Below are 21,505 nucleotides of genomic sequence, written 5' to 3' on the forward strand. Positions count from 1 at the left end.
GTTACCCCGATATTTAATACCAGTGATTAAGTTGAAAAAACTTAAATTGCTGTATGAGAAATGTCAAGCGAAAATTTACACCTGATTTCAAATTAAAAGTGATTTTAGATGCTCTTAGCGAGAAACAGACCTTGTCTGAATTGAGTCAAAAGTATAAACTTCATTCAAATCAAATTTCACTTTGGAAGCAAGATTTTTTGAGTAAAGCCCTCAAAGTATTGGAATCAAAACTGGAGAAGGTGCCTCAGGAAGACCATGAGAAAAAAGAACTTTATATTAAAATAGGTCAGCTTCAAATGGAAGTCGATTTCTTAAAAAAAAAGTTGTCATGATACCTAGAGACGAAAAGCATAAAATGTTTTCCTTACAAGAAAATCTCAGTATTCGAAGGCAATGTGAGCTACTTTGTATATCTCGAACAAAGTATTATTACAAGCCACAAACTGAGAGTTTGGTAAACTTACATATTATAAAGTTAATGGACGAGCAATACCAAAAAACTCCATTTTATGGCTTTCCCAGGATGTACGAATTTGTAAAAAGGGCATGTCCGACATGGATTCTTAATAAAAAAAGGGTAGAAAGGCTATATAAAAATGGATTTAAGGTCCGTATTGCCCGGTCTGCATACGTCGAAGACGAATCCTGAAGCTATTTATAAATTCCCCTACCTATTGAAGAAACTAAAAATTGAAAAAGTTAATCAAGTATGGGCTTCTGATATTACTTATATACCAATGCCACGTGGTTATATGTATTTATATGCCATAATAGACCTATATAGTAGGTTTATAGTGAACTGGGGGCTATCAAATAATATGAGTGCTGATTGGTGTGTTACAATCAGTAGAGAAGCCTTATCTAAATGGGGTAAACCAGAAATTTTTAATACAGATCAAGGAGCTCAATTTACCTCAGACGATTTTGTCTCTTTACTTAAAGAGTTTGGCATAAAACAAAGTATGGATGGGAAAGGAAGAGCCATTGACAATATTTTTATTGAAAGATTTTGGCGAACTATTAAATATGAGTATGTTTATATTAATCCAGCAAATGGAGGACACGAACTCTATTTTGGAATTGAATAATACATGAGATTTTACAACTAAGAAAGATCTCATGATGCTCTTCAAAAAGAAACAACAGCCCGAAAATTTGGTGAAGATAAAACAAATATAATTTCAACTAAATATTCAACTCCATTGGTTTAAATATGGGTGTAGGCTTATTTTTCTCAATTTTTTTTGAAATAAATCCCAATATAATAATCACTTTTTGTTATTTCTTATATGCAGTGGTTTTTCTATTTTTTTTTAAAATCTAGTCTTTTCCCTTCTTTTTTAAAAATTTCAAATCGTAAATATTTTGTCGAAAAATATGTATTTTTAAAATATCATATAGGTTCATCATAAAATATTCTAAAACCATTCATTGATTTCTATTTCTACTTACACTACAAGCAATATTAAAAGTTTAAATAATATAATTTGAACCATTACTTTTTAAATGGTAATATGATTTTGAGGTTATTCCTAAAATAAATCTCTCTCTGATGATGACTGCAGGGTTTTCCTCACCCGCACGCCAGCCCTTCGTTGTTTTTTCTGTCGGGGCCGCCGAGGCATACTTTTTGCCCCCATCCGCCCACATAGCAAATTGTTTTCTTCGTTCCTCAGTAAAACAAAGAGCTATTCCAGCCGCACAGCAAAAAGACATTTTGCTTAAAGAGTATAATTCTGCAGAGAAGATATGCCAGAAAAAACAACCCAAAGCTACTTAACATAATAGAGCATTATATAACCAGCCGTAGGTTCCGCTATCGCTTCAGGGTCAAGCCCCTGTTTATATAATTCTATTATGTTAAGTAGCCGCACGGCCAACGCACAAAACCCTGCTTCGTAAAGAGTAGGCCACAATTCCCCACCACCCTGTTAGCGGTGCAGCCTATTAGTAAAGCAAAAAATTCATTCCAATCCATGTGTCTTAGGAAATTTCATTCATTGCACGTCATAATATTTACCATCAACAGGAATTAAACCCACGTCAGCCATTCCGTTCCATTCATTTCACTATCCTAAGCCACCGCACCGCATCAGTGGCTCATGGATTTGGCTTCCGCACCTTTCCGCACATCCATTCCACAAAAAACAAATTCCAACCCTCAAAGCTCTGTTAATTCTTATAAAAGCTTACTTAGTTTACCTTACCACATTTGTTTTTTATTCCATTCCTTTCCCTTCCGCACATCCCGGAATAAATCCATGAGCCACACATGCTTTTTCCAGCCGCACCTTTTTTATAGGTATGCTTTACTTATTGTCTGGGTCTCTCTTGCCCCCATTGCATTGTACCTGTTTCGATTTTAAATTTATGGATATCTGCCACTGGTCGAAAGAAGAAAATTATAAACATCATAATGTGGCTTTTGAAGAAATTGTTCCATAATCCATTCACACACATCAGTGTTGCCTTCAGCAAACTTTGCTACCATAGTGTCAGAATAAAAAACGATTCTGCAATCTGCCTTATAACCTTCTTTAGTATGCCCGATTAACTTGATCTCACTTAAAGACGGATTTCGTTTATTATTTTTTGAAAAAACTTCAACCGTTATTTTTCTATGTATGAGTTTTTCCTCAATAGCACTTTTTAGCTTAATTAATACTTTATCCATTTATTCTTTCACACCAAAATCCACAATTGTATCAAGCCTCTGAAACAAAAATTCCAGAAGTTTTTTAAGATGAATTTCACAACCATTTTTAGCTTCATTTGTAGTTTTATACTCACAATCAAAAGATTGAAACATTGATATTGAGCTTTTAAAACTCGCAATAAATGGCTTTTCAGAATTATTCTGGTTGATCTTGTTATTCCAATTCGGCTGAATGGAATAAGTAATAAATGGTAAGCTCAATATGGCATAGTTATTCCCTTCCATCCATATCAATGATAAATCCTTCATTTTCATAGCCCGAAATTAGTCTTGTTTATTTAGCATCCCTTGCCAATAATTTAAGCAACTTGATAATTGCTAAAAAAGTAAGTTAAAGCAATTAAAAAGAGCTTATGATATTAGAAATATTTTGGGTTCTTAAAGTCTTAATTTTGATTAGACTCAAATTAAGTCAATTGGCTCATTTGGGAAAATTATCAATAAAAATGTCTTAACTTCTTTGATAGAGTTTTTGCAGAAATAAATAGTTTCTAAAATTGTAATGCCATAATTGTATATTAGTTTTTTTTGTATTTTGCAGTAAAATAGTAAAATATGAATCTCACCAGTTTATTTAAACTAGTAATCCCAATTTTTTTGTTCGCCATAATATTAAGTAGTTGTGACGATAAAGGGAATACTCCTGACCCACCAGTTGACACCAAAATTACACCTGAACAAGTATTATTCGCCTCAGCATTTGACCCCACAAATCCTAAGCTCGTGGCCAAAGGCTGGGTCAAGCCCAGTATCCTCGATGGTAAACCTGTAGTAGTAGTACCAGTAAGTCCTGTGCCAAATAATACCAACTTCACCGAACCATTCAAAGGGTTTATGGATATCGAGATTAGACTCATCGATGCGAAATCTGGCTCATATAGTATTACTCCGCTAATCTTTAAGAATAGTGTTGAGAAAATATTTCAGAAGGGATATGAGTTAGTTCCTGGAAAAGGTGAATATGGAATATCAATAGTTAATCAAGCAATTAATGGTAATCTTAAAAGAGATCTGACTCCAGGTATTTCAATTTCAGATAGAGATGATAACAGCCCAAGTACTCCAACACCTTGGATATCTCAATTACCAGAAAAATTTACAATTGATCAAGTTGCTAAATATAATCCTTTTACTTCTATAAAAACTGGCACATTCGATTTGTCTAAATCTGAATCATACAGAATGATTATGGATCTAGCAACAATTGGACAGAAATTCGATACTGTTATTTATTCTATTAACCCTTCAGAAGAGGCATTGAAAGTAGTACAAAACTAAGTCTTTAATAATTATTTGGACCAAGTGGAATGTGTAATTTACAGAAATGTCAGTTCTTTATATTGTCAATATCAAATACCTATAGTAGTATTTCAAATCTCCATTTGCAAAAGCCAAAAAAATGATTAAAATTGTGTAACATTTTGATAATAAACACATTTATCACTAATACAACCAACATCATGACAAAAGAAAACAACACAAACGCAATAGCTCCCCTCTCTTCGGGAGAGGGGCGGGGGGGTGAGGTCATCACCTCAGACACAGTAACAATGTCAGCAGAAGGGCAGAGTACTGATACGAGTAGTTGGGGTAACAAAGTACGCATGGGTACACTCGCTCTCATGACGGCTCTCGCACCAAGTGCTACCACCACCACGATTACTTTGGGAGGTACGGGGCTAGTTGCCACTATGGCTAGTTGTGGTGATAAGGATAAAGACCCTAATCCAGAGGAAATCCCTCTTACTGCTGAGGAGAAGCTTTTCGCTTCAGCATTTGATCCTACAAATCAAAAACTGATAGATAAAGGCTGGGTCAAGCCCAGTATCCTCGATGGTAAGCCTGTGGTAGTAGTACCAGTAAGTCCTGTGCCAAATAATACCAACTTCACCGAAGCATTTAAAGGGTTTATGGATATAGAGATTAGACTTATCAATGCTAAAACAGGACAGTATAGTATTACACCAATTATCAATAAAAGCTCGCTAGAAAAAATATTTACTAAGGCATCAGAAATCAATCCTGGAAAACCTTTTTATTACCTTACACTAGTAAATGAAGCGATAAATGGTGATATAAAGAGAAACCTAATGTCAGGTGTATCTGTTGCAGATAGAGATGATAATAATCCTGCAACTCCAACTCCTTATTTACTCCAACTTCCTATTAGATTTACTTTGGATGAGTTTGCTAAATATAATTCATTTTCAATCGATAAATCTAAAAGTTTCGATTTAACTAGAAGTGAATCTTTTAAAATGATAATGGATGTGGATTTTATGGGAGAGGGTAAGTTAGATACAGTTGTCTATTCTATTAACCCTTCAGAAGAGGCATTGAAAGTAGTACAGAACTAAGTCTTTAATAAATATTTGAACTAGAGGAATGTGTAATTTACAGAAATGTCAGTTCTTTATATTGTCAATATCAAATACCTATAGTAGTATTTCAAATCTCCATTTGCATGGACAACAAAAAATCCTTAAAATTGCATAACATTTTGATAATAAACACATTTACCAACTATTACAACAAAACATCATGGCGAAAGAAGTAAACCATAAGATATCGATCCAACTAATTAAGAAAACTCCAAAATGGCTCAGGTATATATTATTTTCTTTGTTGATAACTTTGGGTGGTTTTAACCTTCAAAATTGTGATAAAGATTCGCCAGCCGAACCAGTAGAAACATCGTTAACAGAAGAACAGAAACTATTTGAATCAGCATTTGATCCAACTCACCCTAAATTAGTTGCCAAAGGCTGGGTCAAGCCCAGTATCCTCGATGGTAAGCCTGTGGTGACTGTGCCTGTAAGTCCTGTGCCAAATAATACCAACTTCACCGAACCATTCAAAGGGTTTATGGATATAGAGATTAGACTCATAGATGCCAAAGCCGGCTCATATAGTTTTACTCCGATTATCAATAAAAGTAGTGTTGAGAAAATAATCGAAAAAGGAAAAGAACTTGTACCTGAGAAAGATTCTTATGGTATGTCATTGGTATGTGATGCGATAAATGGTGATATTAAGAAGAGTCTTACAACTGGTGTTTCGATTATTAATAAAGACGATAATAATTCTGCAACAAGAGCACCTTATCTTGCACAGTTGCCCGAAAGATTTACTATGGAAGAATTTAGAAAATATTATACTAATGGCACTACTTTGGTAGCTTCTTTTGAAATTAATAAGAGTGAGTCGTTGAGGATGATTATGGATATTGCAACAATTGGACAGAAATTCGATACCGTTATTTATTCTATTAATCCTTCAGAAGAGGCATTGAAAGTAGTACAGAAATAAGTCTTTAATAAATATTTGTACCTAGTGGAATGTGTAATTTACAGAAATGTCAGTTCTTTGTATTGTCAATATCAAATACCTATAGTAGTATTTCAAATCTCCATTTGCAATAACCAAAAAAATGATTAAAATTGCATAACATTTTGATAATAAACACATTTACCAACTATTACAACAAAACATCATGGCGAAAGAAGTAAACCATAAGATATCGATCCAACTTATTAAGAAAACTCCAAAATGGCTCAGGTCTATATTATTTTCTTTGTTGATAACTTTGGGTGGTTTTAACCTTCAAAATTGTGATAAAGGTTCGCCAGCCGAACCAGTAGAAACACCGTTAACAGAAGAACAGAAACTATTTGAATCAGCATTTGATCCATCTCACCCTAAATTAGTTGCCAAAGGCTGGGTCAAGCCCAGTATCCTCGATGGTAAGCCTGTGGTAGTAGTACCAGTAAGTCCTGTGCCAAATAATACCAACTTCACCGAAGCATTCAAAGGGTTTATTGATATAGAGATTAGACTCATCGATGCTAAAACTGGAGCTTATAGTATTACTCCCATTATCAATAAAAGCTCACTAGAAGCAATATTTACTAAGGCATCAGAAATCAATCCTGGTAAACCTTTTTATTATTTAACTTTAATTAGTGATGCTATTAATGGCGATATAAAAAGGAGTCTTACTAGTGGAGTTGAAATTTCTAGTGTTGATGATAATAACCCATCAACAAGAGCTCCTCATATAGCACAATTACCGGAAAGATTTACACTTGATGAATTTAGAAAATATTATACAAATGGTACTACACTTGTAAAAACTTTTGACTTATCAAAGTCTGAATCATATAGTATGACTATGGATGTTGATTTTATGGGAGAGGGTAAGTTGGATACTGTTATCTATTCTATTAACCCTTCAGAAGAGGCATTGAAAGGAGTACAAAACTAAGTCTTTAGTAAATATTTTCAATTAGAGCCGAATAGAATTAGTTTTTTTATTGGCAATACACATAAAAATCAAATTACCTTGTAGGCTTGTTACTACATATTCTATTTCATTATTTTAACTAACACAAGATATTATTAATATTGGATCACCAAATAAAACCGAATTCTAACTAAGCTATTCAATTTAAAAAAACAACTATCAAAATGACAACACAAGAAATCAATCACGAAATCCTTATTAAAAAGACTTCAGCACTTTTTGGGCTCAGAGAAATAGCATTTTTACTATTTATTGCATTTATGTCCACAAGTATGCAAAGTTGTGATAAACCTATTCCGATTGATCCTGTGAAAGAGGAGAATCCTAACGCTCTTACAGCTGATGAGCTCAAAATACTAGCTCCCAATAAAGATGGTACACCAAAGAGCTTCAATGTAGATATTAAAACGGCTAACCCTCGTTATGACATGCCTGGAATGATGAAGATAGAAGTAGAGGTCGTTAATGCAAAAACAGGAGATATCAAAATAACTCCTATCATTTACAAAGCTCCTATCGAAACATCTCTCAGAAATGCATACGAAGATGATAAAGATCAATATGGTACAGGTGCAAATATAGCTTTAGGTGCAGAAAGAATCGATAAAAGCGAATATGCTTTAACCTCTACTTTTAGTATACTTTTGTTTGATGATAACAATCCCGCTACACCTTCGCCAGATATTAGTAAGCTGCCAGAGTTCTTTACTATTGATGAGTTAGTAAAGTATTATCCATTGAGTAGCGGAAAACTTGTAAAATCATACACGATTAATAAAACCGATAAGTTTATTTTAATTTTAGAAACCAGAAAAGTCGGAAAGCAGTTTTATTACGGTAAAATTTATCTCAACATAATTGAACAAACAACCCTCGCCAATACTGGAAAATAGCACACTAGTTGTACAATCGGGTAAGCGTTTTATTTATGCCAATTTCCGATAAATACTAAATTTCAATTGGTTTTTAATGCATTTTCTTACTTTTTCAAGATAGTTTCTTAGAAAATTTCAAACATATATCCCCCATATTAGTTTAAATGCTTCGTATTTTTCCTTCCTTATGGATTCAATTATTTAGTAATCTCAAGATGATACCATAAATTTTTTCTTTGCAATTCTATCTGTTAGTTTTTGTTTCCTTTATGGTTATTTTAAAAATAGTTTCTGTTGTCATTTGAGGAATAATTATTCTCAAAAAAAGAAATAGCAAAGGTAAAGTGCCAAAATGAGCCTGTAAAGGTCAAGCCCTACGGGTTTTGATAAAAAAATCTCCACCACGCCAATGCGTGGTAGTATTTTTTTCTCAAAAACCTTGACAGCCCCATTTTGCCACTTTTTGAGGAGCTTGTCTTTTTTTTCTTTTCTGTTTTCGAAAAAAATATTAAAAGGTTGGGTTTGCTTCAAAAAGCCAATCATTTGCTCATATCAACCGCCAGAGGCCTCCAAATCCCGACTTCAACCTTTTCCCCAAAAATCTGAAAATGAAAAACCCTGTGCGTAAAAAATTCATATGCTAAGTTAGTTTGGCGGCCAAACGCACAAACCAGCACAAAAAAATAAAAAAGACTACGGCATAAACACACCCAGCCGCACAAGGCCATCATTTATTCCGTTTCCTTTTGTATTTTTTTATCCGCCAAACTCTGAGAGGCATATAAATTTTTTACTTATGTCACAGTTTTCATCATCTTCAGCTTCAGAGTTTTTACAGCTTTCACCCTACGCCTACCAGCGGTTTGTATCCAGGGTTTTCTTTATCCAGTCTCCCAGGCGGGGCATCAGGGTTTACAGTTTACCGGGTGGTTCTTACCTTTGGGTTCATTCCACAGGTCAGCGTTTCCTTTCAGCATTGCCCTTTTAGGGGGGCAGTGCTTTGAAAATCCTAATGTTTAGGAAACTTAGGAAATCTAGGATTTTAGGATTGGGCATAAAAAAAACCCCACCAAAGGCAGGGCTTAGAATTTTCAAGATGGCTGATCTTATCCACCTGACAAAACCACCTGGCTACCGTTTACACCAATCAAAGTAAGGGAGTTAAACATGCCATTTTTCAATGAATACATTTCTCCATTCACTTCCTGGAAAAACTCGATTCCAAGTACCAAGAACAATGGATGTACACTGTTAGGTGAAACGGAATTACTTAGGGTAATTGGAGCTGTAGCAGTGCCATCCAAAGCGATGATTGAGGTTTCGCTGGTTTCGGTTACAAAAACCTCATTTTCGAAATCTACCTCAGCCCCGGCTGATTCAATTTTGAAATGAGTTGCACCATTAGGAGCAGCAATCATATTTGCAGGAACAAAAGCAGGAATTGTAACTTCCAGCAAACCGGTTGCCCTGCTGAGGTTTTGAGTGTAAGGAGCATAAAGCGTATTTCTAAGCTTCCCTTTGATGTTAAAATCAAAACCAATTAAAAGCTCCGCTTCACCATCAATCACGTTTCTCTGGCCTCTTGTGTTGGTCACATCCGCCTGGATAACCTTTACCATCTCAGCAGTTAACCTGCCAACCATTCTTCCATCTGCAGAACTTTTCAAAACATTGCGTAATGCAGTCCTTAACAATCTACCGGCTTTCCCGGCTCTGCCAAATTCTTCACCGTTTTCACGGGTCCTTTGAAAATTTGGATCGTTCGCGATTCTATCGCCGCTAACTCCGCCTTTTTCACGGGCAAGGTAGCCATCTTTCGATTTGTAGAAGGTAATACCTCCGATAGTACCATCTAATTTAATCAAGCCTTTTTGGCGTGCCATAATATTAAATAATTTAGTTTGGCACGAATATATACCCCTATTTAGAGTCAATATCCATTCTCTGATTCGATTGCACTTTCCTGCATCACTATGCATTTTAGCGTCCTAGATTTCCTAAGAATCCTAAATTTCCTAATCCTAACTGCTTTATAGGAAAGGTATTAAAGAAGTATATTATAAGTATAGATAAAGTATTGCATACATAATTTCTAGAAAGTATCTTCTACTGAGAAATAACTATTAATTTTGCTCCTTTTGGGACATTTAATATTGAACCATTTTTGGTTTCTAAATTCAAGCAGTTACCCTGATCACCAATAGAAATTGATACTGTATGGCCAGTATTAATTATTACTTTACTATTCATATTTGGAATAATTCCGCAAGACCAAACAGTTGGATCATTCCAATTTCCAGATTTTATGCTTTCTATTAAATTTGAACAAACTTCAATGGTTACACCAAGTCTTGTTTCGCTTTCACAATTATTCAAGCATGATGCAAAATAATTAGTATTAGTGTTTAAATTAGGAGTTTGAAATGGATTACCTGAAAACAATAGGTTACCTTCACTTATTGAATCATACCATTTTACTTGTCCTGAACATCCATTTGCCACTAAAGATGTAGAATTACCAGTTAAGATCGATTTTATTCCATTAATTGTGTTTGGTGGAAGGGGTATAAAGTTGTAATTAAGGAAAATTGAATTTGAATTTAAACTCGTTCCGCAGTTGTTGACTGCCCTAACTCGGTAATACAACGAATATTTTCCACATTCGCCAGTTGTCCATTGATTGTGATTTCCTTCTCCAGTAAATAAATCACTAATAAAATAACTTGTAAAATTTGAATTATATGCCCAATCTATTTTATAAAAAATTGCCCCTTGAGAATGTTCCCAGTTAGCGATAAATGACCCTGGATAAGTAGTACCCGTTTTAGCTAATGGTGGTACTGGAGGACCAGAACAAGGTTCTAATACATATGCCATACTATTTTGAATATTTATATTACTCCATCCACAATTATTATGTGCCCTTAGAGTAACTCCATAAATTCCTGGCGTGTTGTATTGGATAATGGGAGAAGTTTCATTTGAAACTGAAGGATTACCCCCTGGGAATGTCCATTCAAAATAATCAGGATTATTACTTCCAGTGGCATTCCATTGAATAGTATTTCCTGCGTTTATCCTATAATGGGTAATCATTCCAACATAACTTTCGGGAATCTGACTACAATTACAGGAATTTGTTGTTATACTGTTTATTGTCGAATTTAAGCTTTGCCCACAGCTATTTTCTGATCGGATTCTATAATAATAAATTGTATTACAATTCAAATTGGAAATATTGTAACCAGAGCCGGTTCCTACTAACATATTATTATAAGTACCAAAAAAAGTTGTAAATTCTGGATTGGTAGAAACATCCATATAGTATTTTGAAGCTTCACTTACAAAGTTCCAATTTGCTTGAAATGAATTTTGACCAATGTAGGTAGGAGAATTAACATTTGGGGGAGAGGGATAATTGCAAGAAGCCGGACTAGTTACACAAATATTGAAGTTAGGATTTGAAGGGTCAGTTATGCCATAATCATATATTCTGATATAATAATTATGCCCCAAAGTTAAATTGGCACTAATAATAGAATTAGGGCTTCCCAAAATATCAGAACAGTTAAGTTCATTTCCATTGCATCCATCATAAAGTGTTGTAACTGCATCAAAACCAGTAAGAGCAGTTACATTTATTGAAAATGCACCTGTGGTATTTGATGAGAACTTATACCAAATATCTTTCATTGCTGGATTTATAAAATTATCACAATTTGGTTTCGCAATTCCGCTTGAAGTTGCTTCATTTAAATTTCCTGAGATATTATTGCAAATGTTGTTAGGTGTCAAAGATACCGCATCATTGCAATTGTCATTTATTGGTGAACTACCACCACCACAAGTTGATGTTGTTACTATTGAATATTGGGAGTAATTACTCGTAGAACCACAATTTCTTTTTGCTCGAACTCGATAATAATAAACTGTGTTACAAAATACACCAGGGACAATTTTAGAAATTCCATTAACTTCAATATTTTCAAATCCTGGAACAAAAGTACCTGGGTTAAAATTTGAAGATGTTGAAACGTTTAATAAGTAAGTATCTGCATTATTACTTGAATGCCAATTTGCGGTAAAAAAGGTATTACTAATACTAGTAGCTGAACCAATTGTTGGAATTGAAGGAATAGTACAAGATGTGTTTAATACATTTATAATAACCGTACTATAATTATTACTTTCATTACATTCATTTATATTCTGATTTCCATCAGCAGAAAAAAAGAGGTAATATAGTCCCGGAGTTGTAATTGTAGGTATAGTTATTTGAGTGCTAAATTGCGATGAATTAGATTGTGCCCCAACACTTGAAACCAAAAAGTCTCCAATCCATTTATCACCACTTTGGCCAGGAGTTAAAATATTGTCTGATGATAAATGGAAACTTACATAATTTTGACCGGCAGGTATATTTCCATTATTTTTTTCTATAAAGGAAACAATTGGTCTATCGCCAGCGGGAATATTTAAAGAGTTTACTGATTGACCAATAATATTTAAATCTGCAAAAGGTGATTTCAAAGCTAAATTATTGGACCGAATTAAACTAGCCCTTCTAGAGAGATTCATTGATTCTTGCATTCTAATTTTTTGACCGTTAGTAAATAACCGTCGGCAAAGCGTATATCCCATTATATTCAGTTCAGTATTTTCTTGGAATGGATTATTCGTACAAGAATTAATTTCATCCGAAGATTTACATTCACTGTGTTCAGTAACCGGATCAGTGTCACATATATAGTCACCGGAATTGCTGCATTCTATTATTGGGAATATACATTCAAACAAACTATCAAAAATATGTAATAAATCAAGGGCATGTCCCATTTCATGTGTTAATACACTTGAAAAAAGGTGACTCGACACTATTACTATTCCATCCTGATTAATAGATACGGATTGACTTGGTAAATGGGAATAACCGACAATTGAACCATTGTCAATTCTATTGACTACCCAAATATTTAAATAATCATTTGGATTCCACCTTGCAAAGTTCTTTAAATCAATATCAGAACAACCATTTCCTGATATACTAGCATTTGATTTTACACCAAATTGACTGTAATTTGGAATTGAAGATGCATTTATTCTTTCTATTCCATTTGTGCAATCATTAGATGGAGTTCTTTTTGCGAGTTCAAATTGGATTTGAATATCACCAACTCCTACAATTCCTGGATAAGTCCCATTATAAACTCTATTTAAATAATCTATTGAATTGAAAATAGTGATATCATCGATATTTGTACCAATACCAATTTCCTCTCCATTGTTCATAATATGAATTACAATTGGAATTATAAAAATATTTGTTTCATTGATCTTAGATTTATAACTTTTATAGTCATTTATCTTTAATTCGTTTAGTTCAGTATTACGGGAAACAAATTCTTGAGAATATTCAAAGTTTGTTTTGAGTAAATTTTGATGAATAGAATCAAATCCACATTTATCTTGAGAATAAGTTAAATATGGTACTATTAGAGTGAATATTAAAATTAGGTTCTTCAAAGTAATTTGATTTTTGTTAAATAAACCAAACCCTAAATTTGATTTCAAAATATAGGATATTTTCTTAAAAAACCAAATTTTTATCAAACCATTTATACAAGAATTTGATTAAAGTCTAAAAAAAATCTTTCTTGTAATTAGTCAACAATAAAAAGTAAAACGACAATAGTATGTATCTTGTATGTATCAAAAAAATAAGGGGTCATGTTTTTCAACATAACCCCTTGATTTTCAAGAGCCTCCTATCGGGATCGAACCAATGACCTACTGATTACAAATCAGTTGCTCTACCAGCTGAGCTAAGGAGGCGTTCCTTAATTGTGATGCAAAATTAAGACCAAATTTCGCACCACGCAAATCATTTTTTCAAAAAATTAAAACTTTTTCTTAACCTATTGAAAATTAAGGAATATCAATTGGCAGCATTTATTAATCTCAGCTTGTCTTGCAAGTCTTTTAACTCCTGCTCGCCTTTCCTTACCTTTTTCATATACTCTTCTTTGAGTTTCTCTGCATTTTTAGAGTGCCCAAAAAACTCAATATTGTTTTTGGTAAGGGTGATTTCCTCCTCCAGAGTTTTCATTTTCCTCCTTATTTCATTTTCCTGTTTGTCAAGATTCTTCGAATTTCCTCCTGATTTTAATACCACCTCAGCCTCATTTTGTAGCATGAGTTTGTCTTTTTCAGACTTATCAATTCCGGAAGCCGATTTTACATATTCATTTATGGCTTTTATAAATCTTGACTGAATCTCCTGCATATTTTTGCGGGGCACAAATCCAATGGCCGCAAATTTCTTTTTATAATCAGAAAGTTTTGAAAGCTCTGAGTTACCGTCAGCTGCTGCTTTTTCCACTTCTACACAAATTGCCACTTTGGCAGCCAGATTGGAATCATATTCAGAATCTTGTGCCTTGGTTTCGTTTCTTTTCAGATCAAAATACTGATCACAAGTTGCTTTAAATTTATTGTAAAGCGTATCCTTGTATTTTTCAGGTACATGGCCTATGGTTTTCCATTTTTTCTGTAACTCAATAATTTTATTCGTATTAGGAGCCGAATGATCACCTGTTGCCAAAATTTCGTCCGCAGCTATACATAGTTCTTCTTTGGCTTTATAATTGGCCTCACGCTTTGCTTCCAATTTTGCAAAAAACTCACTTTTATTTTTGAAAAACTGCTTTAAAGAATGCCAGAAATCTTTGCTGACATCTTTGCCTTTTTCACGTGGCATTGCTCCTTTTATGGAATTCCATTGTTCCTGAATTTCAATTACCTCTTTTGACTTGGCGTTCCATTCGTTAATGCTGTCACTTTGGAAGGTTAAATAGCCCTTCAAATTTTCAAGTATTTGATTTTTAGCTTTATAAGTATCTTCCAAAAGGGTCTGATTTTCTTTACCCAACTCCCTTTTCTTCTCATAGATCACATCAAAAGCGGCTTTAAGCCTAGCCCAAAGTGCATCCTGTTCTTCTCTTATTCCCGGACCAATATGCTTGTATTCAGCCAAAAGGTCATTGGCTTTCTTCAAAACTACATTGGTAAGTGGTGAGTCTTTCAATTCCCCGGCAATGGCCTCGATTTTGATTACTACCCCTTCCTTATTTATTATATTTTTTTTGCGATCAAGATCTTTGAGCTCGTTTTGGATACTCCTAATGTCAAAATACCTGTCCACAAGGGCATTATAAGCCGACCAAAGTGTACCATTGTGCGGTGAATTTACATTCCCTGCATTTTTCCATTCGGTTTGTAGCTTTTTGAAGGCTTCCCAATTGTTTTTTGATTCTCCTTTCTCTTCGGTATCGACGATTTCTCTTAATTGCTGTAGCAACCTTGTCTTAACCTCAAAATAATCTTCTCTTTCTCTTTCAAGTTTTTGAAAAAATGCCTGACGCTGGTCTCTGATTTGTATCAAAATTCCTTCAAAACGAATAGAATAATTGTCATTCCTGAAATCAAATCCTTCCTGATTTCCGTTTTCGGCAATATATAATTTTCGGGCCTCGGCTTTTTCCTGAGCATGCAGGTCGTCAAATGAAACCCGAACTATTTTAAGTACGTTGTCAATATTCTTAACATCAGCCACGCTTAGATTGCGGGACTGCATGGCATGAAGCATCTTGTCGGCCAGATCAACGAAGTCTTTCTTGGAATAATTACTGAAATCGTCATCAAAATGTGTGACAGTCGAAATCTCCTCAATTTCTTCCAGGTCTTCCTGTATTTCATCTCCCATTTCAGGCAAATCAGTTTTGATTTCTGCTGCCGGCTCCTCCGAAGTTTCAGTAGGTTCTGATGTTGCAGTGATATCAGTCATTTTTTCCTCTGAAATATTTTCTGAACTTTGTGGCACAGAAGCTGTTATTTCCGGGGCTGATTCCTGGGTAATTTCTTCCTCAACAGAAACTATTGTTTCCGGAGTCTCCGAAGTTTGGTTTTCGGCATTGATGACTACTTTTTCATCAATGTTGCTGGCTGGTTCTAAACTAGGTTCGATCATTAAAAATTTTTGATGCTTTTTGTGATGCAAATTTAATAATAATACGTAATAATAATAATAAAGGTTGATAATTATGGGAGATACAGATATTTCGAAACTTCGTCAAAATTACACCAAACTTGAACTTACAGAAGCCCTTGCCAGCACCGACCCAATGAAGCAGTTCTCGGAATGGTTTGATAATGCACTAAAATCAGGTATTTTAGAGCCTAATGCAATGATTGTCTCTACTGTAAGCGGTGGAAAACCAAAATCGAGGGTGATATTATTGAAAGGATTTGATGAGAGAGGTTTTGTTTTTTTTACCAATTACAGCAGTCACAAAGGGCAGGAATTGGAAGAAAATGCCGAAGGAAACATGACTTTTTTCTGGGATAAACTTGAAAGACAGGTAAGGATCGAAGGAAAACTTGAAAAAATATCTCAGGAAGAGTCCTCAGAATATTTCTGGTCGCGACCAAGAGAAAGCCAGATTGGAGCCTGGGTCAGCAACCAAAGTGAGGTGATTGCCGGACGGGAGGTATTGGACGAAAAGCTGGCTTTTTATCATGAAAAATTCAAAAATGAAGTAATTGTACCTAAGCCTGAGCATTGGGGCGGATACCTTTTAAGACCAGAAACGATAGAATTTTGGCAAGGAAGACCCAACAGATTGCATGACCGCCTGCTCTACACTTTAGAAGGGAGCGTTTGGAAAAGAGAAAGGTTAAGTCCCTAAGATTATTGACCGGGTTTGGAAATCCTGCTTTTTCTAAGGTTTTTGGGTCTCTTTTCGGTCGAAATTTTGATTCCAATCAAATCGCGTATTACCACCGAAGCTGCCACTCCGCCAAAGGCTGCAGGAAGGTAAGAAATGGTACCGTATGCTGAATGTTTGAAATTGCTGCCATCGGTCAAAATAAGAGAGTTTTTGTCCATTTCTTCTGTTGAAAATACGGCCTTAATGCCTGCTCCTACGGAAAGTTTTTTTAGTCTTTTTCTTATATAAAAAGCTAATTTACAAACCATTGTGTCATAAAGGTCAGCTACCCGTATTTTGGTTGGGTCGGTTTTTCCACCGGCTCCCATGCTACTTACTATCCGTTGGTTGGTTTTGGCAGCCATACTCAGTAAGGTGAGCTTTGGCGTGATGCTGTCAATGCAATCCATCACATAATCAAAATGATTTTGAAGCAAATCTTCACATTTTTCAGGTGTAAGAAAATCCTGAATCACATGCAATTTCAATTCCGGATTGATCGCCAATAGCCTCTCCCCCATCCATTGGGCTTTGGGCACACCATGGGTGGTAAATAATGCGGGAAGCTGACGGTTTCGGTTGGTGGGATCAACCACATCACCATCCACAATCGTCATTTCGCCTACGCCTGCCCTGCAGATAAATTCAGCAGCAAAAGAGCCTACGCCACCCAAGCCAACAATAAGCACGTGAGAATTTTGAAGTTTTTCGATGTTTTGAGTTCCAATCAACAGCTCACTTCGCGAGAGCCAGGCGAGGTCTTTCATATAAATAATTCGAGGTAATTCTGGTAAATAATTTCTATTAGTTCTTTTACAGGTATTTTTTTTATATCAGCCGCTATTTTATATACATTTTCAACATCCAAATCCAAATTATCATCAGTTTCAAAAAAAACCTTTTCTAATGGTACGTTCAGAAAAACCTCCTTTAGCTTATCATTAATAATGAGGTCATTACCAAAAGAAAGATAAAAACCTTTTTCAATCAACAATTGAGCGATTTCGATTTTTTTATTGAAGCCATGAATTACCATTGGTACTTTAGGTCTTATAAGTTTTTTTATGGCAAAAAGCTCATTGAAACTTCTGACACAATGGATCACCAAAGGCTTTTTAAAATGCTCGGCCAACCTTATTTGCTTAATAAAAACTTCTTCCTGAGTTTTAAAATCAGGACCTTTGAGTTTATCTAAGCCACACTCTCCCAGTACTTTAACCTGGGGATTTTTTAGGAAAATCTCCAGCCATTCATATGCTTCTTTGAGAAATTCAGGTTCAATATCCCAGGGATGAATCCCTGCCGAATAGTTTAAGTCCGGATTAAACTCAAAATGATCGATATCCTCAATTATTTTTCGACTGAGGGTAATATTGCTAAGTTTTCTTATTTTAGCATCGGGTGTCGTTTGATGAGTATGAAAATCGACCAGCATAAAATCAAAATTTAGGCAAAAATACTATGCTAAATCTGGAATGTAAACCTTTCGGTGAATTAAGTACCGATGAGCTGTACAGAATCATGTGGCTACGGCAGGAAGTTTTTATTGTGGAGCAAAACTGTGTTTTTTCTGATTTGGATTACAAAGATCAGAAAGCCTGGCATTGTATGGCCAAAAAATCTGACGGGCAAATTGTGGCCTACACCCGGCTTTTTGATGAAAATGATTATTATGAAGGTTTTTTATCGATTGGGAGAGTGGTATCCATTCCAACTGAAAGAAAAGAGGGTTTTGGCAGAAAAGTATTTGATTTTTCTGTGAAAAAAGTCAATGAATTATTTGGAAATAAACCTGTAAAAATTGGAGCTCAGGCCTATCTGGAGAAGTTTTATGAATCATTTGGTTTTAAATCCATAAACCAGGATTACATCGAAGACGGTATTGAGCATAAGTTGATGGTGAAGGAGATAGATTGAAATTATTGACGATTTTCGATTTTCGATTTACGATTTACGATTAGTAATTTTTAAAAAAAAAATTAAGTTCAGATATTTTAGGAATAAAGACAAAATGATTACCTGTTCACTCTCACCGCTTTCTGTAATTTTTTTATGCCATATTTAGAAGTCATTTCTATTAAAAAAACATTCCCGGTTTCGGTTATTCCTTCAAATCCAATTTCATTTTGTCCTTGATTTAGTAAAGCCGGTTTTTCCTGAATCAATTTGCCGTTAATGGTAAACAACCTAAGCTTAACTTCTTGTTTTTCAGCAACATTAATCATTAAAAATAACTTGTCGAGAAAAGGATTTGGAAAAACTTTAAAAGAAATATTCTCGTTTTCGGGCTCATTTTCTAAAGTAATGTACTCTTGGGGCATATTTTGGTCGAGCCACCAAAGCCGGTCTTTAAGCCAGGTCTTTAGCTCGTTTACTTCACCCAACCAGCTAAAAGGTATTGGCTGAGGATTAGGCCACACATATTGACCCAAAATTTTCCATTTCTGGAAGTTCCGTGTCTGACCTTCGTTTAACTCCTTTGAATAAGCATCAATCTCGGCCATCAGGTGGTCATCATTCAAACCCCCCCCTGGTTTTCTTGCATCAAAATATTGAGCCCTTAACTCGCCCACAAAATAGGGGTCACTTATCATACGGTCCCAAAAACCTGGTACTTGCCAATAATCTCCCGAACAAATACTATTAAACCCGTAGGCCCACAAATCGAATCGATTTCCCTGACAATAATCGGCATTGCCATAGCTGATGTCATAGTCCCAAGGTGGGCCAGCTATAAGTTTGGGATTTTTGGAATCCTTGTCTTTATAAAAATAGGAACTAATACGATAACCGTCGATATTCCTTGATACTTCATTGACTATAAACATCTTAACAAAAGAACTCACATCAATATATTTTTGATAGCCCGTTTGCGGATCTTTGTAATTTGAACCATAAACTGCATCCTCAAATTTCCGGACTACATCTTTTATGTAATTTTTCTGAGTGCTTGTAATGGTTTTTGGTAAATGATAAAAATATTCTGACCGAGAGCCATTTCTGTTTGGATAATTTGACACGAAGCTCCCCAGATTGTTACCGGTTGATTTGTCAATTTTAATAATATAACCCCCGTCAGGTCATCACCGGTGTTTTCTGTTTCATTCAAATCCGCAATATCTACCCGATCATTATCCACTTTGATTTTCTCCATCAGAACATAAACACCCTGATATGAACCATTTACGACCACTTCAACATACCTGGTTCGGCTAGCATACATACCCAGTTGCCGTGCAATACTCATACTCAGGACGTTGTGCATCAGACTTTTTTCATTGTAAGAGGCAAAAAGTATCCAGTCTGATTCCTTGGGCAGGCCACAAAGAGCAATTGGATTGTTTTCACCTTTTTGATTCCTGAGTTCAAAGCCATAGGGTTTTTTCGGGAAAGATTGAGAGCTGGACCCGCGTAATTCAAACCCTGCATAAGAATCATAATGAAAAACCTTATCTGTCAGGCTGTTAACTTTCCCTTCCCCATTGTAAATCACTTTTAATTTTACATTGGTTTTGGGTTCATCCACAATAGTTTTTCCTTCTGTATCAATAATAAAAATAGGTAGATTGGAAGTCGAAAGCTGTGCTTTGGCCGGGGAAAGAGTTATCGTAAATAATAGCAACCATATAAAAAGTGGTCTCATTCTTGATTTAATTAAGGGTATTTTATTAAATTTCAATTGAAGAAATTATGCGAAGCCCTTTGATATTGGCAAAATCTTTATCTAAAGTAACCAATTGCATATTGTTATAAAATGCAGTTGCAGCAATTATAGCATCGGGGATTTTGAGTTTATACTTATTTCGGAAACCAACTACGGTTTCAATTATTTCATCTTCAACTGAAAACATTCTACACTTCGACAAAAAAATGAGAATCTGATTTTTTTGAAATTCCGAAAAACCACTCCAAGACAAAATCTCAATTTTGGTTATAATAGAAATCTCAATATTAATATTGTCAATTAAAGAAGCAAGATTTTGATCCAGTGAACCATTTAAATATTTTATCAAAACATTTGTGTCTATCAAAAATTTCTTTGCCATTCGCTTCTGGTTTGATTTAAATACACTTCAAAATCTTTTTTTTGCTCCTCAGTCATTTTCAAAGAGCCTCTAAATTTTGAATTTTCATTTGAAATTTGTAATTCTTCATCAAATTCCGCCTCCACATTCCATGAATCCAGAATTAACTTCAAAGCAGATAACTTTTCTTTATCCAAGCCTTTTCGAATTACAATTTTTGTCATTATTATTTAAATTGATAGACAAATCTAAAAAAATATCTTAAAATTCCCTTATTTTCTCTCTCTGCTATTCTTATACATTTTGGCAGCATAAAAAAGTATTACCCCAAAGGCTATTAAACCTAAAAATAAGCCCAGAAAATTGAGTAAATCCTTAACAACTGCCAAAATCACTATTGCTACCAAAAACAAAGTAGGTACCTCGTTTAGCAACCTAAAATAAAACGAAGACTTACTTGTATCACCATTTTCCAGTTTTTTAATTACCGTTTTACAATAATAATGATATACGGTGAGCAAAATCAAAAGACCCAATTTAAGCCAAATCCAGGCTTGTTCGAAAAATGAAGGTATAGTAATTAGCATCAAAGTACCAAAAATCCATGTGATCCACATAGCCGGCGTAGTGATGATGTTGTAAACCCGCCATTGCATGAGTGTAAATTGTTTTTTCCAGTCTTCTCTGATGCTCTCCGGTTTGTCTTCGGCTTCAGCATGATATACAAACATCCTTACCAAATAAAACAATCCGGCAAACCAACTTACAAATCCGATTATATGAAATGCTTTAAAAAATGAGTAAAATTCAATCATCTGATT

General features: G+C 34.8%; 25 protein-coding genes and 1 tRNA gene. 11 read left to right on the forward strand and 15 right to left on the reverse strand.

Translation table 11 applies throughout. From position 1 onward, the window contains the following. Nucleotides 1-53 precede the first annotated feature (53 nt). The 3 genes from IPP61_20650 to IPP61_20660 are packed head-to-tail and all read left to right on the forward strand — an operon-like array spanning nucleotide 54 to nucleotide 1,088. On the forward strand, nucleotides 54-332 hold the full coding sequence (locus IPP61_20650; GenBank protein MBL0327533.1) for a transposase: 279 nt from the start codon (nucleotides 54-56) through the stop codon (nucleotides 330-332). Then, nucleotides 329-649, forward strand: coding sequence for a hypothetical protein (locus IPP61_20655; protein ID MBL0327534.1), 321 nt, complete (start codon nucleotides 329-331; stop codon nucleotides 647-649). Before IPP61_20650 ends, IPP61_20655 begins: the two co-directional genes overlap by 4 nt. A gap of 25 nt (nucleotides 650-674) precedes the next feature. After that, nucleotides 675-1,088 (forward strand): transposase family protein, encoded by a 414-nt coding sequence (locus IPP61_20660; GenBank protein MBL0327535.1) that lies wholly within the window; start codon nucleotides 675-677, stop codon nucleotides 1,086-1,088. A 385-nt stretch (nucleotides 1,089-1,473) separates the two neighbouring features. Here IPP61_20660 and IPP61_20665 read toward each other — a convergent pair whose 3' ends face one another. From IPP61_20665 to IPP61_20675, 3 genes are all read right to left on the reverse strand, one after another. Beyond that, a complete protein-coding gene (locus IPP61_20665) occupies nucleotides 1,474-1,716 on the reverse strand; it encodes a hypothetical protein (GenBank protein ID MBL0327536.1) in 243 nt (80 codons plus the stop codon). Nucleotides 1,717-2,368: 652 nt separating this feature from the next. After that, on the reverse strand, nucleotides 2,369-2,674 hold the full coding sequence (locus tag IPP61_20670) for a hypothetical protein (GenBank protein ID MBL0327537.1): 306 nt from the start codon (nucleotides 2,672-2,674) through the stop codon (nucleotides 2,369-2,371). Then, a complete protein-coding gene (locus tag IPP61_20675) occupies nucleotides 2,675-2,965 on the reverse strand; it encodes a hypothetical protein (protein ID MBL0327538.1) in 291 nt (96 codons plus the stop codon). It abuts the gene before it with no gap. 306 nt (nucleotides 2,966-3,271) lie between these two features. Between IPP61_20675 and IPP61_20680 the strand changes: the two genes are divergently transcribed. Next, nucleotides 3,272-3,994, forward strand: a complete 723-nt coding sequence (locus IPP61_20680) for a hypothetical protein (protein MBL0327539.1) — start codon at nucleotides 3,272-3,274, stop codon at nucleotides 3,992-3,994. A gap of 79 nt (nucleotides 3,995-4,073) precedes the next feature. Here the strand turns inward: IPP61_20680 and IPP61_20685 are convergent, their stop codons facing one another. Beyond that, nucleotides 4,074-4,406 (reverse strand): hypothetical protein, encoded by a 333-nt coding sequence (locus tag IPP61_20685; GenBank protein MBL0327540.1) that lies wholly within the window; start codon nucleotides 4,404-4,406, stop codon nucleotides 4,074-4,076. Nucleotide 4,407: 1 nt separating this feature from the next. On the opposite strand from IPP61_20685, the gene IPP61_20690 reads away from it, so the two are divergent. From IPP61_20690 to IPP61_20710, 5 genes are all read left to right on the forward strand, one after another. Next, complete coding sequence (locus IPP61_20690) at nucleotides 4,408-5,073, forward strand: hypothetical protein (protein MBL0327541.1); 666 nt, start codon at nucleotides 4,408-4,410, stop codon at nucleotides 5,071-5,073. 184 nt (nucleotides 5,074-5,257) lie between these two features. After that, nucleotides 5,258-6,025: a hypothetical protein gene (locus IPP61_20695; GenBank protein MBL0327542.1), complete on the forward strand. Its 768-nt coding sequence runs from the start codon at nucleotides 5,258-5,260 to the stop codon at nucleotides 6,023-6,025. Nucleotides 6,026-6,209: 184 nt separating this feature from the next. Beyond that, nucleotides 6,210-6,980 carry a hypothetical protein gene (locus IPP61_20700; GenBank protein MBL0327543.1) on the forward strand — a complete coding sequence of 257 codons (771 nt, stop codon included), beginning with the start codon at nucleotides 6,210-6,212 and terminating at the stop codon, nucleotides 6,978-6,980. Between the two features lie 203 nt (nucleotides 6,981-7,183). After that, complete coding sequence (locus IPP61_20705) at nucleotides 7,184-7,912, forward strand: hypothetical protein (GenBank protein ID MBL0327544.1); 729 nt, start codon at nucleotides 7,184-7,186, stop codon at nucleotides 7,910-7,912. 778 nt (nucleotides 7,913-8,690) lie between these two features. Next, nucleotides 8,691-8,882, forward strand: coding sequence for a hypothetical protein (locus tag IPP61_20710; protein ID MBL0327545.1), 192 nt, complete (start codon nucleotides 8,691-8,693; stop codon nucleotides 8,880-8,882). A gap of 118 nt (nucleotides 8,883-9,000) precedes the next feature. Here IPP61_20710 and IPP61_20715 read toward each other — a convergent pair whose 3' ends face one another. The 4 genes from IPP61_20715 to IPP61_20730 form a co-directional block, all read right to left on the reverse strand. Further along, nucleotides 9,001-9,777 (reverse strand): hypothetical protein, encoded by a 777-nt coding sequence (locus tag IPP61_20715; protein MBL0327546.1) that lies wholly within the window; start codon nucleotides 9,775-9,777, stop codon nucleotides 9,001-9,003. 223 nt (nucleotides 9,778-10,000) lie between these two features. Next, nucleotides 10,001-13,465: a PKD domain-containing protein gene (locus IPP61_20720; GenBank protein MBL0327547.1), complete on the reverse strand. Its 3,465-nt coding sequence runs from the start codon at nucleotides 13,463-13,465 to the stop codon at nucleotides 10,001-10,003. A gap of 188 nt (nucleotides 13,466-13,653) precedes the next feature. Beyond that, a tRNA-Thr gene (locus tag IPP61_20725) sits at nucleotides 13,654-13,726 on the reverse strand. Between the two features lie 103 nt (nucleotides 13,727-13,829). Next, nucleotides 13,830-15,656 (reverse strand): DUF349 domain-containing protein, encoded by a 1,827-nt coding sequence (locus IPP61_20730; GenBank protein MBL0327548.1) that lies wholly within the window; start codon nucleotides 15,654-15,656, stop codon nucleotides 13,830-13,832. A gap of 337 nt (nucleotides 15,657-15,993) precedes the next feature. Between IPP61_20730 and pdxH the strand changes: the two genes are divergently transcribed. After that, nucleotides 15,994-16,638, forward strand: coding sequence for a pyridoxamine 5'-phosphate oxidase (gene pdxH / locus IPP61_20735; protein MBL0327549.1), 645 nt, complete (start codon nucleotides 15,994-15,996; stop codon nucleotides 16,636-16,638). Between the two features lie 2 nt (nucleotides 16,639-16,640). Here the strand turns inward: pdxH and IPP61_20740 are convergent, their stop codons facing one another. Both IPP61_20740 and IPP61_20745 read right to left on the reverse strand, forming a co-directional pair. Beyond that, a complete protein-coding gene (locus IPP61_20740) occupies nucleotides 16,641-17,426 on the reverse strand; it encodes a tRNA threonylcarbamoyladenosine dehydratase (protein ID MBL0327550.1) in 786 nt (261 codons plus the stop codon). Beyond that, a complete protein-coding gene (locus IPP61_20745) occupies nucleotides 17,423-18,094 on the reverse strand; it encodes a TatD family hydrolase (protein ID MBL0327551.1) in 672 nt (223 codons plus the stop codon). The genes IPP61_20740 and IPP61_20745 overlap by 4 nt, the downstream gene beginning before the upstream one ends. A gap of 26 nt (nucleotides 18,095-18,120) precedes the next feature. Here IPP61_20745 and IPP61_20750 point away from each other — a divergent pair, with 26 nt between their 5' ends. Further along, nucleotides 18,121-18,576 (forward strand): GNAT family N-acetyltransferase, encoded by a 456-nt coding sequence (locus IPP61_20750; protein ID MBL0327552.1) that lies wholly within the window; start codon nucleotides 18,121-18,123, stop codon nucleotides 18,574-18,576. 98 nt (nucleotides 18,577-18,674) lie between these two features. On the opposite strand, the gene IPP61_20755 is transcribed toward IPP61_20750, so the two are convergent. From IPP61_20755 to hemJ, 5 genes are read right to left on the reverse strand one after another with little or no spacing between them, the layout of a single operon-like run. Continuing rightward, nucleotides 18,675-19,679, reverse strand: coding sequence for a CotH kinase family protein (locus IPP61_20755; GenBank protein ID MBL0327553.1), 1,005 nt, complete (start codon nucleotides 19,677-19,679; stop codon nucleotides 18,675-18,677). Beyond that, on the reverse strand, nucleotides 19,589-20,302 hold the full coding sequence (locus IPP61_20760) for a CotH kinase family protein (protein MBL0327554.1): 714 nt from the start codon (nucleotides 20,300-20,302) through the stop codon (nucleotides 19,589-19,591). Before IPP61_20760 ends, IPP61_20755 begins: the two co-directional genes overlap by 91 nt. Before the next feature lie 25 nt (nucleotides 20,303-20,327). Continuing rightward, complete coding sequence (locus tag IPP61_20765) at nucleotides 20,328-20,705, reverse strand: type II toxin-antitoxin system VapC family toxin (GenBank protein ID MBL0327555.1); 378 nt, start codon at nucleotides 20,703-20,705, stop codon at nucleotides 20,328-20,330. Further along, nucleotides 20,687-20,908, reverse strand: a complete 222-nt coding sequence (locus tag IPP61_20770; GenBank protein MBL0327556.1) for a hypothetical protein — start codon at nucleotides 20,906-20,908, stop codon at nucleotides 20,687-20,689. Before IPP61_20770 ends, IPP61_20765 begins: the two co-directional genes overlap by 19 nt. Nucleotides 20,909-20,956: 48 nt before the next feature. Continuing rightward, the gene (gene hemJ / locus IPP61_20775; protein ID MBL0327557.1) at nucleotides 20,957-21,499 is read right to left on the reverse strand and encodes a protoporphyrinogen oxidase HemJ; all 543 of its coding nucleotides are present in this window, start codon (nucleotides 21,497-21,499) and stop codon (nucleotides 20,957-20,959) included. Nucleotides 21,500-21,505: the final 6 nt, after the last annotated feature.

This window comes from Cytophagaceae bacterium (genome assembly GCA_016722655.1).
Lineage (GTDB): Bacteria > Bacteroidota > Bacteroidia > Cytophagales > Spirosomataceae > Leadbetterella.

Coding starts and splice junctions, on each gene's coding strand:
- IPP61_20760 (MBL0327554.1), bottom strand. CDS start 20,302: ATGAGACCACTTTTTATATGGTTGCTATTATTTACGATAACTCTTTCC.
- IPP61_20715 (MBL0327546.1), bottom strand. CDS start 9,777: ATGGCACGCCAAAAAGGCTTGATTAAATTAGATGGTACTATCGGAGGT.
- IPP61_20730 (MBL0327548.1), bottom strand. CDS start 15,656: ATGGGAGATGAAATACAGGAAGACCTGGAAGAAATTGAGGAGATTTCG.
- pdxH (MBL0327549.1), top strand. CDS start 15,994: ATGGGAGATACAGATATTTCGAAACTTCGTCAAAATTACACCAAACTT.
- IPP61_20705 (MBL0327544.1), top strand. CDS start 7,184: ATGACAACACAAGAAATCAATCACGAAATCCTTATTAAAAAGACTTCA.
- IPP61_20770 (MBL0327556.1), bottom strand. CDS start 20,908: ATGACAAAAATTGTAATTCGAAAAGGCTTGGATAAAGAAAAGTTATCT.
- IPP61_20665 (MBL0327536.1), bottom strand. CDS start 1,716: ATGTCTTTTTGCTGTGCGGCTGGAATAGCTCTTTGTTTTACTGAGGAA.
- IPP61_20740 (MBL0327550.1), bottom strand. CDS start 17,426: ATGAAAGACCTCGCCTGGCTCTCGCGAAGTGAGCTGTTGATTGGAACT.
- IPP61_20655 (MBL0327534.1), top strand. CDS start 329: ATGATACCTAGAGACGAAAAGCATAAAATGTTTTCCTTACAAGAAAAT.
- IPP61_20690 (MBL0327541.1), top strand. CDS start 4,408: ATGGCTAGTTGTGGTGATAAGGATAAAGACCCTAATCCAGAGGAAATC.
- IPP61_20700 (MBL0327543.1), top strand. CDS start 6,210: ATGGCGAAAGAAGTAAACCATAAGATATCGATCCAACTTATTAAGAAA.
- IPP61_20675 (MBL0327538.1), bottom strand. CDS start 2,965: ATGAAGGATTTATCATTGATATGGATGGAAGGGAATAACTATGCCATA.
- IPP61_20695 (MBL0327542.1), top strand. CDS start 5,258: ATGGCGAAAGAAGTAAACCATAAGATATCGATCCAACTAATTAAGAAA.
- IPP61_20765 (MBL0327555.1), bottom strand. CDS start 20,705: ATGGCAAAGAAATTTTTGATAGACACAAATGTTTTGATAAAATATTTA.
- IPP61_20680 (MBL0327539.1), top strand. CDS start 3,272: ATGAATCTCACCAGTTTATTTAAACTAGTAATCCCAATTTTTTTGTTC.
- IPP61_20670 (MBL0327537.1), bottom strand. CDS start 2,674: ATGGATAAAGTATTAATTAAGCTAAAAAGTGCTATTGAGGAAAAACTC.
- hemJ (MBL0327557.1), bottom strand. CDS start 21,499: ATGATTGAATTTTACTCATTTTTTAAAGCATTTCATATAATCGGATTT.
- IPP61_20710 (MBL0327545.1), top strand. CDS start 8,691: ATGTCACAGTTTTCATCATCTTCAGCTTCAGAGTTTTTACAGCTTTCA.
- IPP61_20650 (MBL0327533.1), top strand. CDS start 54: ATGAGAAATGTCAAGCGAAAATTTACACCTGATTTCAAATTAAAAGTG.
- IPP61_20750 (MBL0327552.1), top strand. CDS start 18,121: ATGCTAAATCTGGAATGTAAACCTTTCGGTGAATTAAGTACCGATGAG.
- IPP61_20745 (MBL0327551.1), bottom strand. CDS start 18,094: ATGCTGGTCGATTTTCATACTCATCAAACGACACCCGATGCTAAAATA.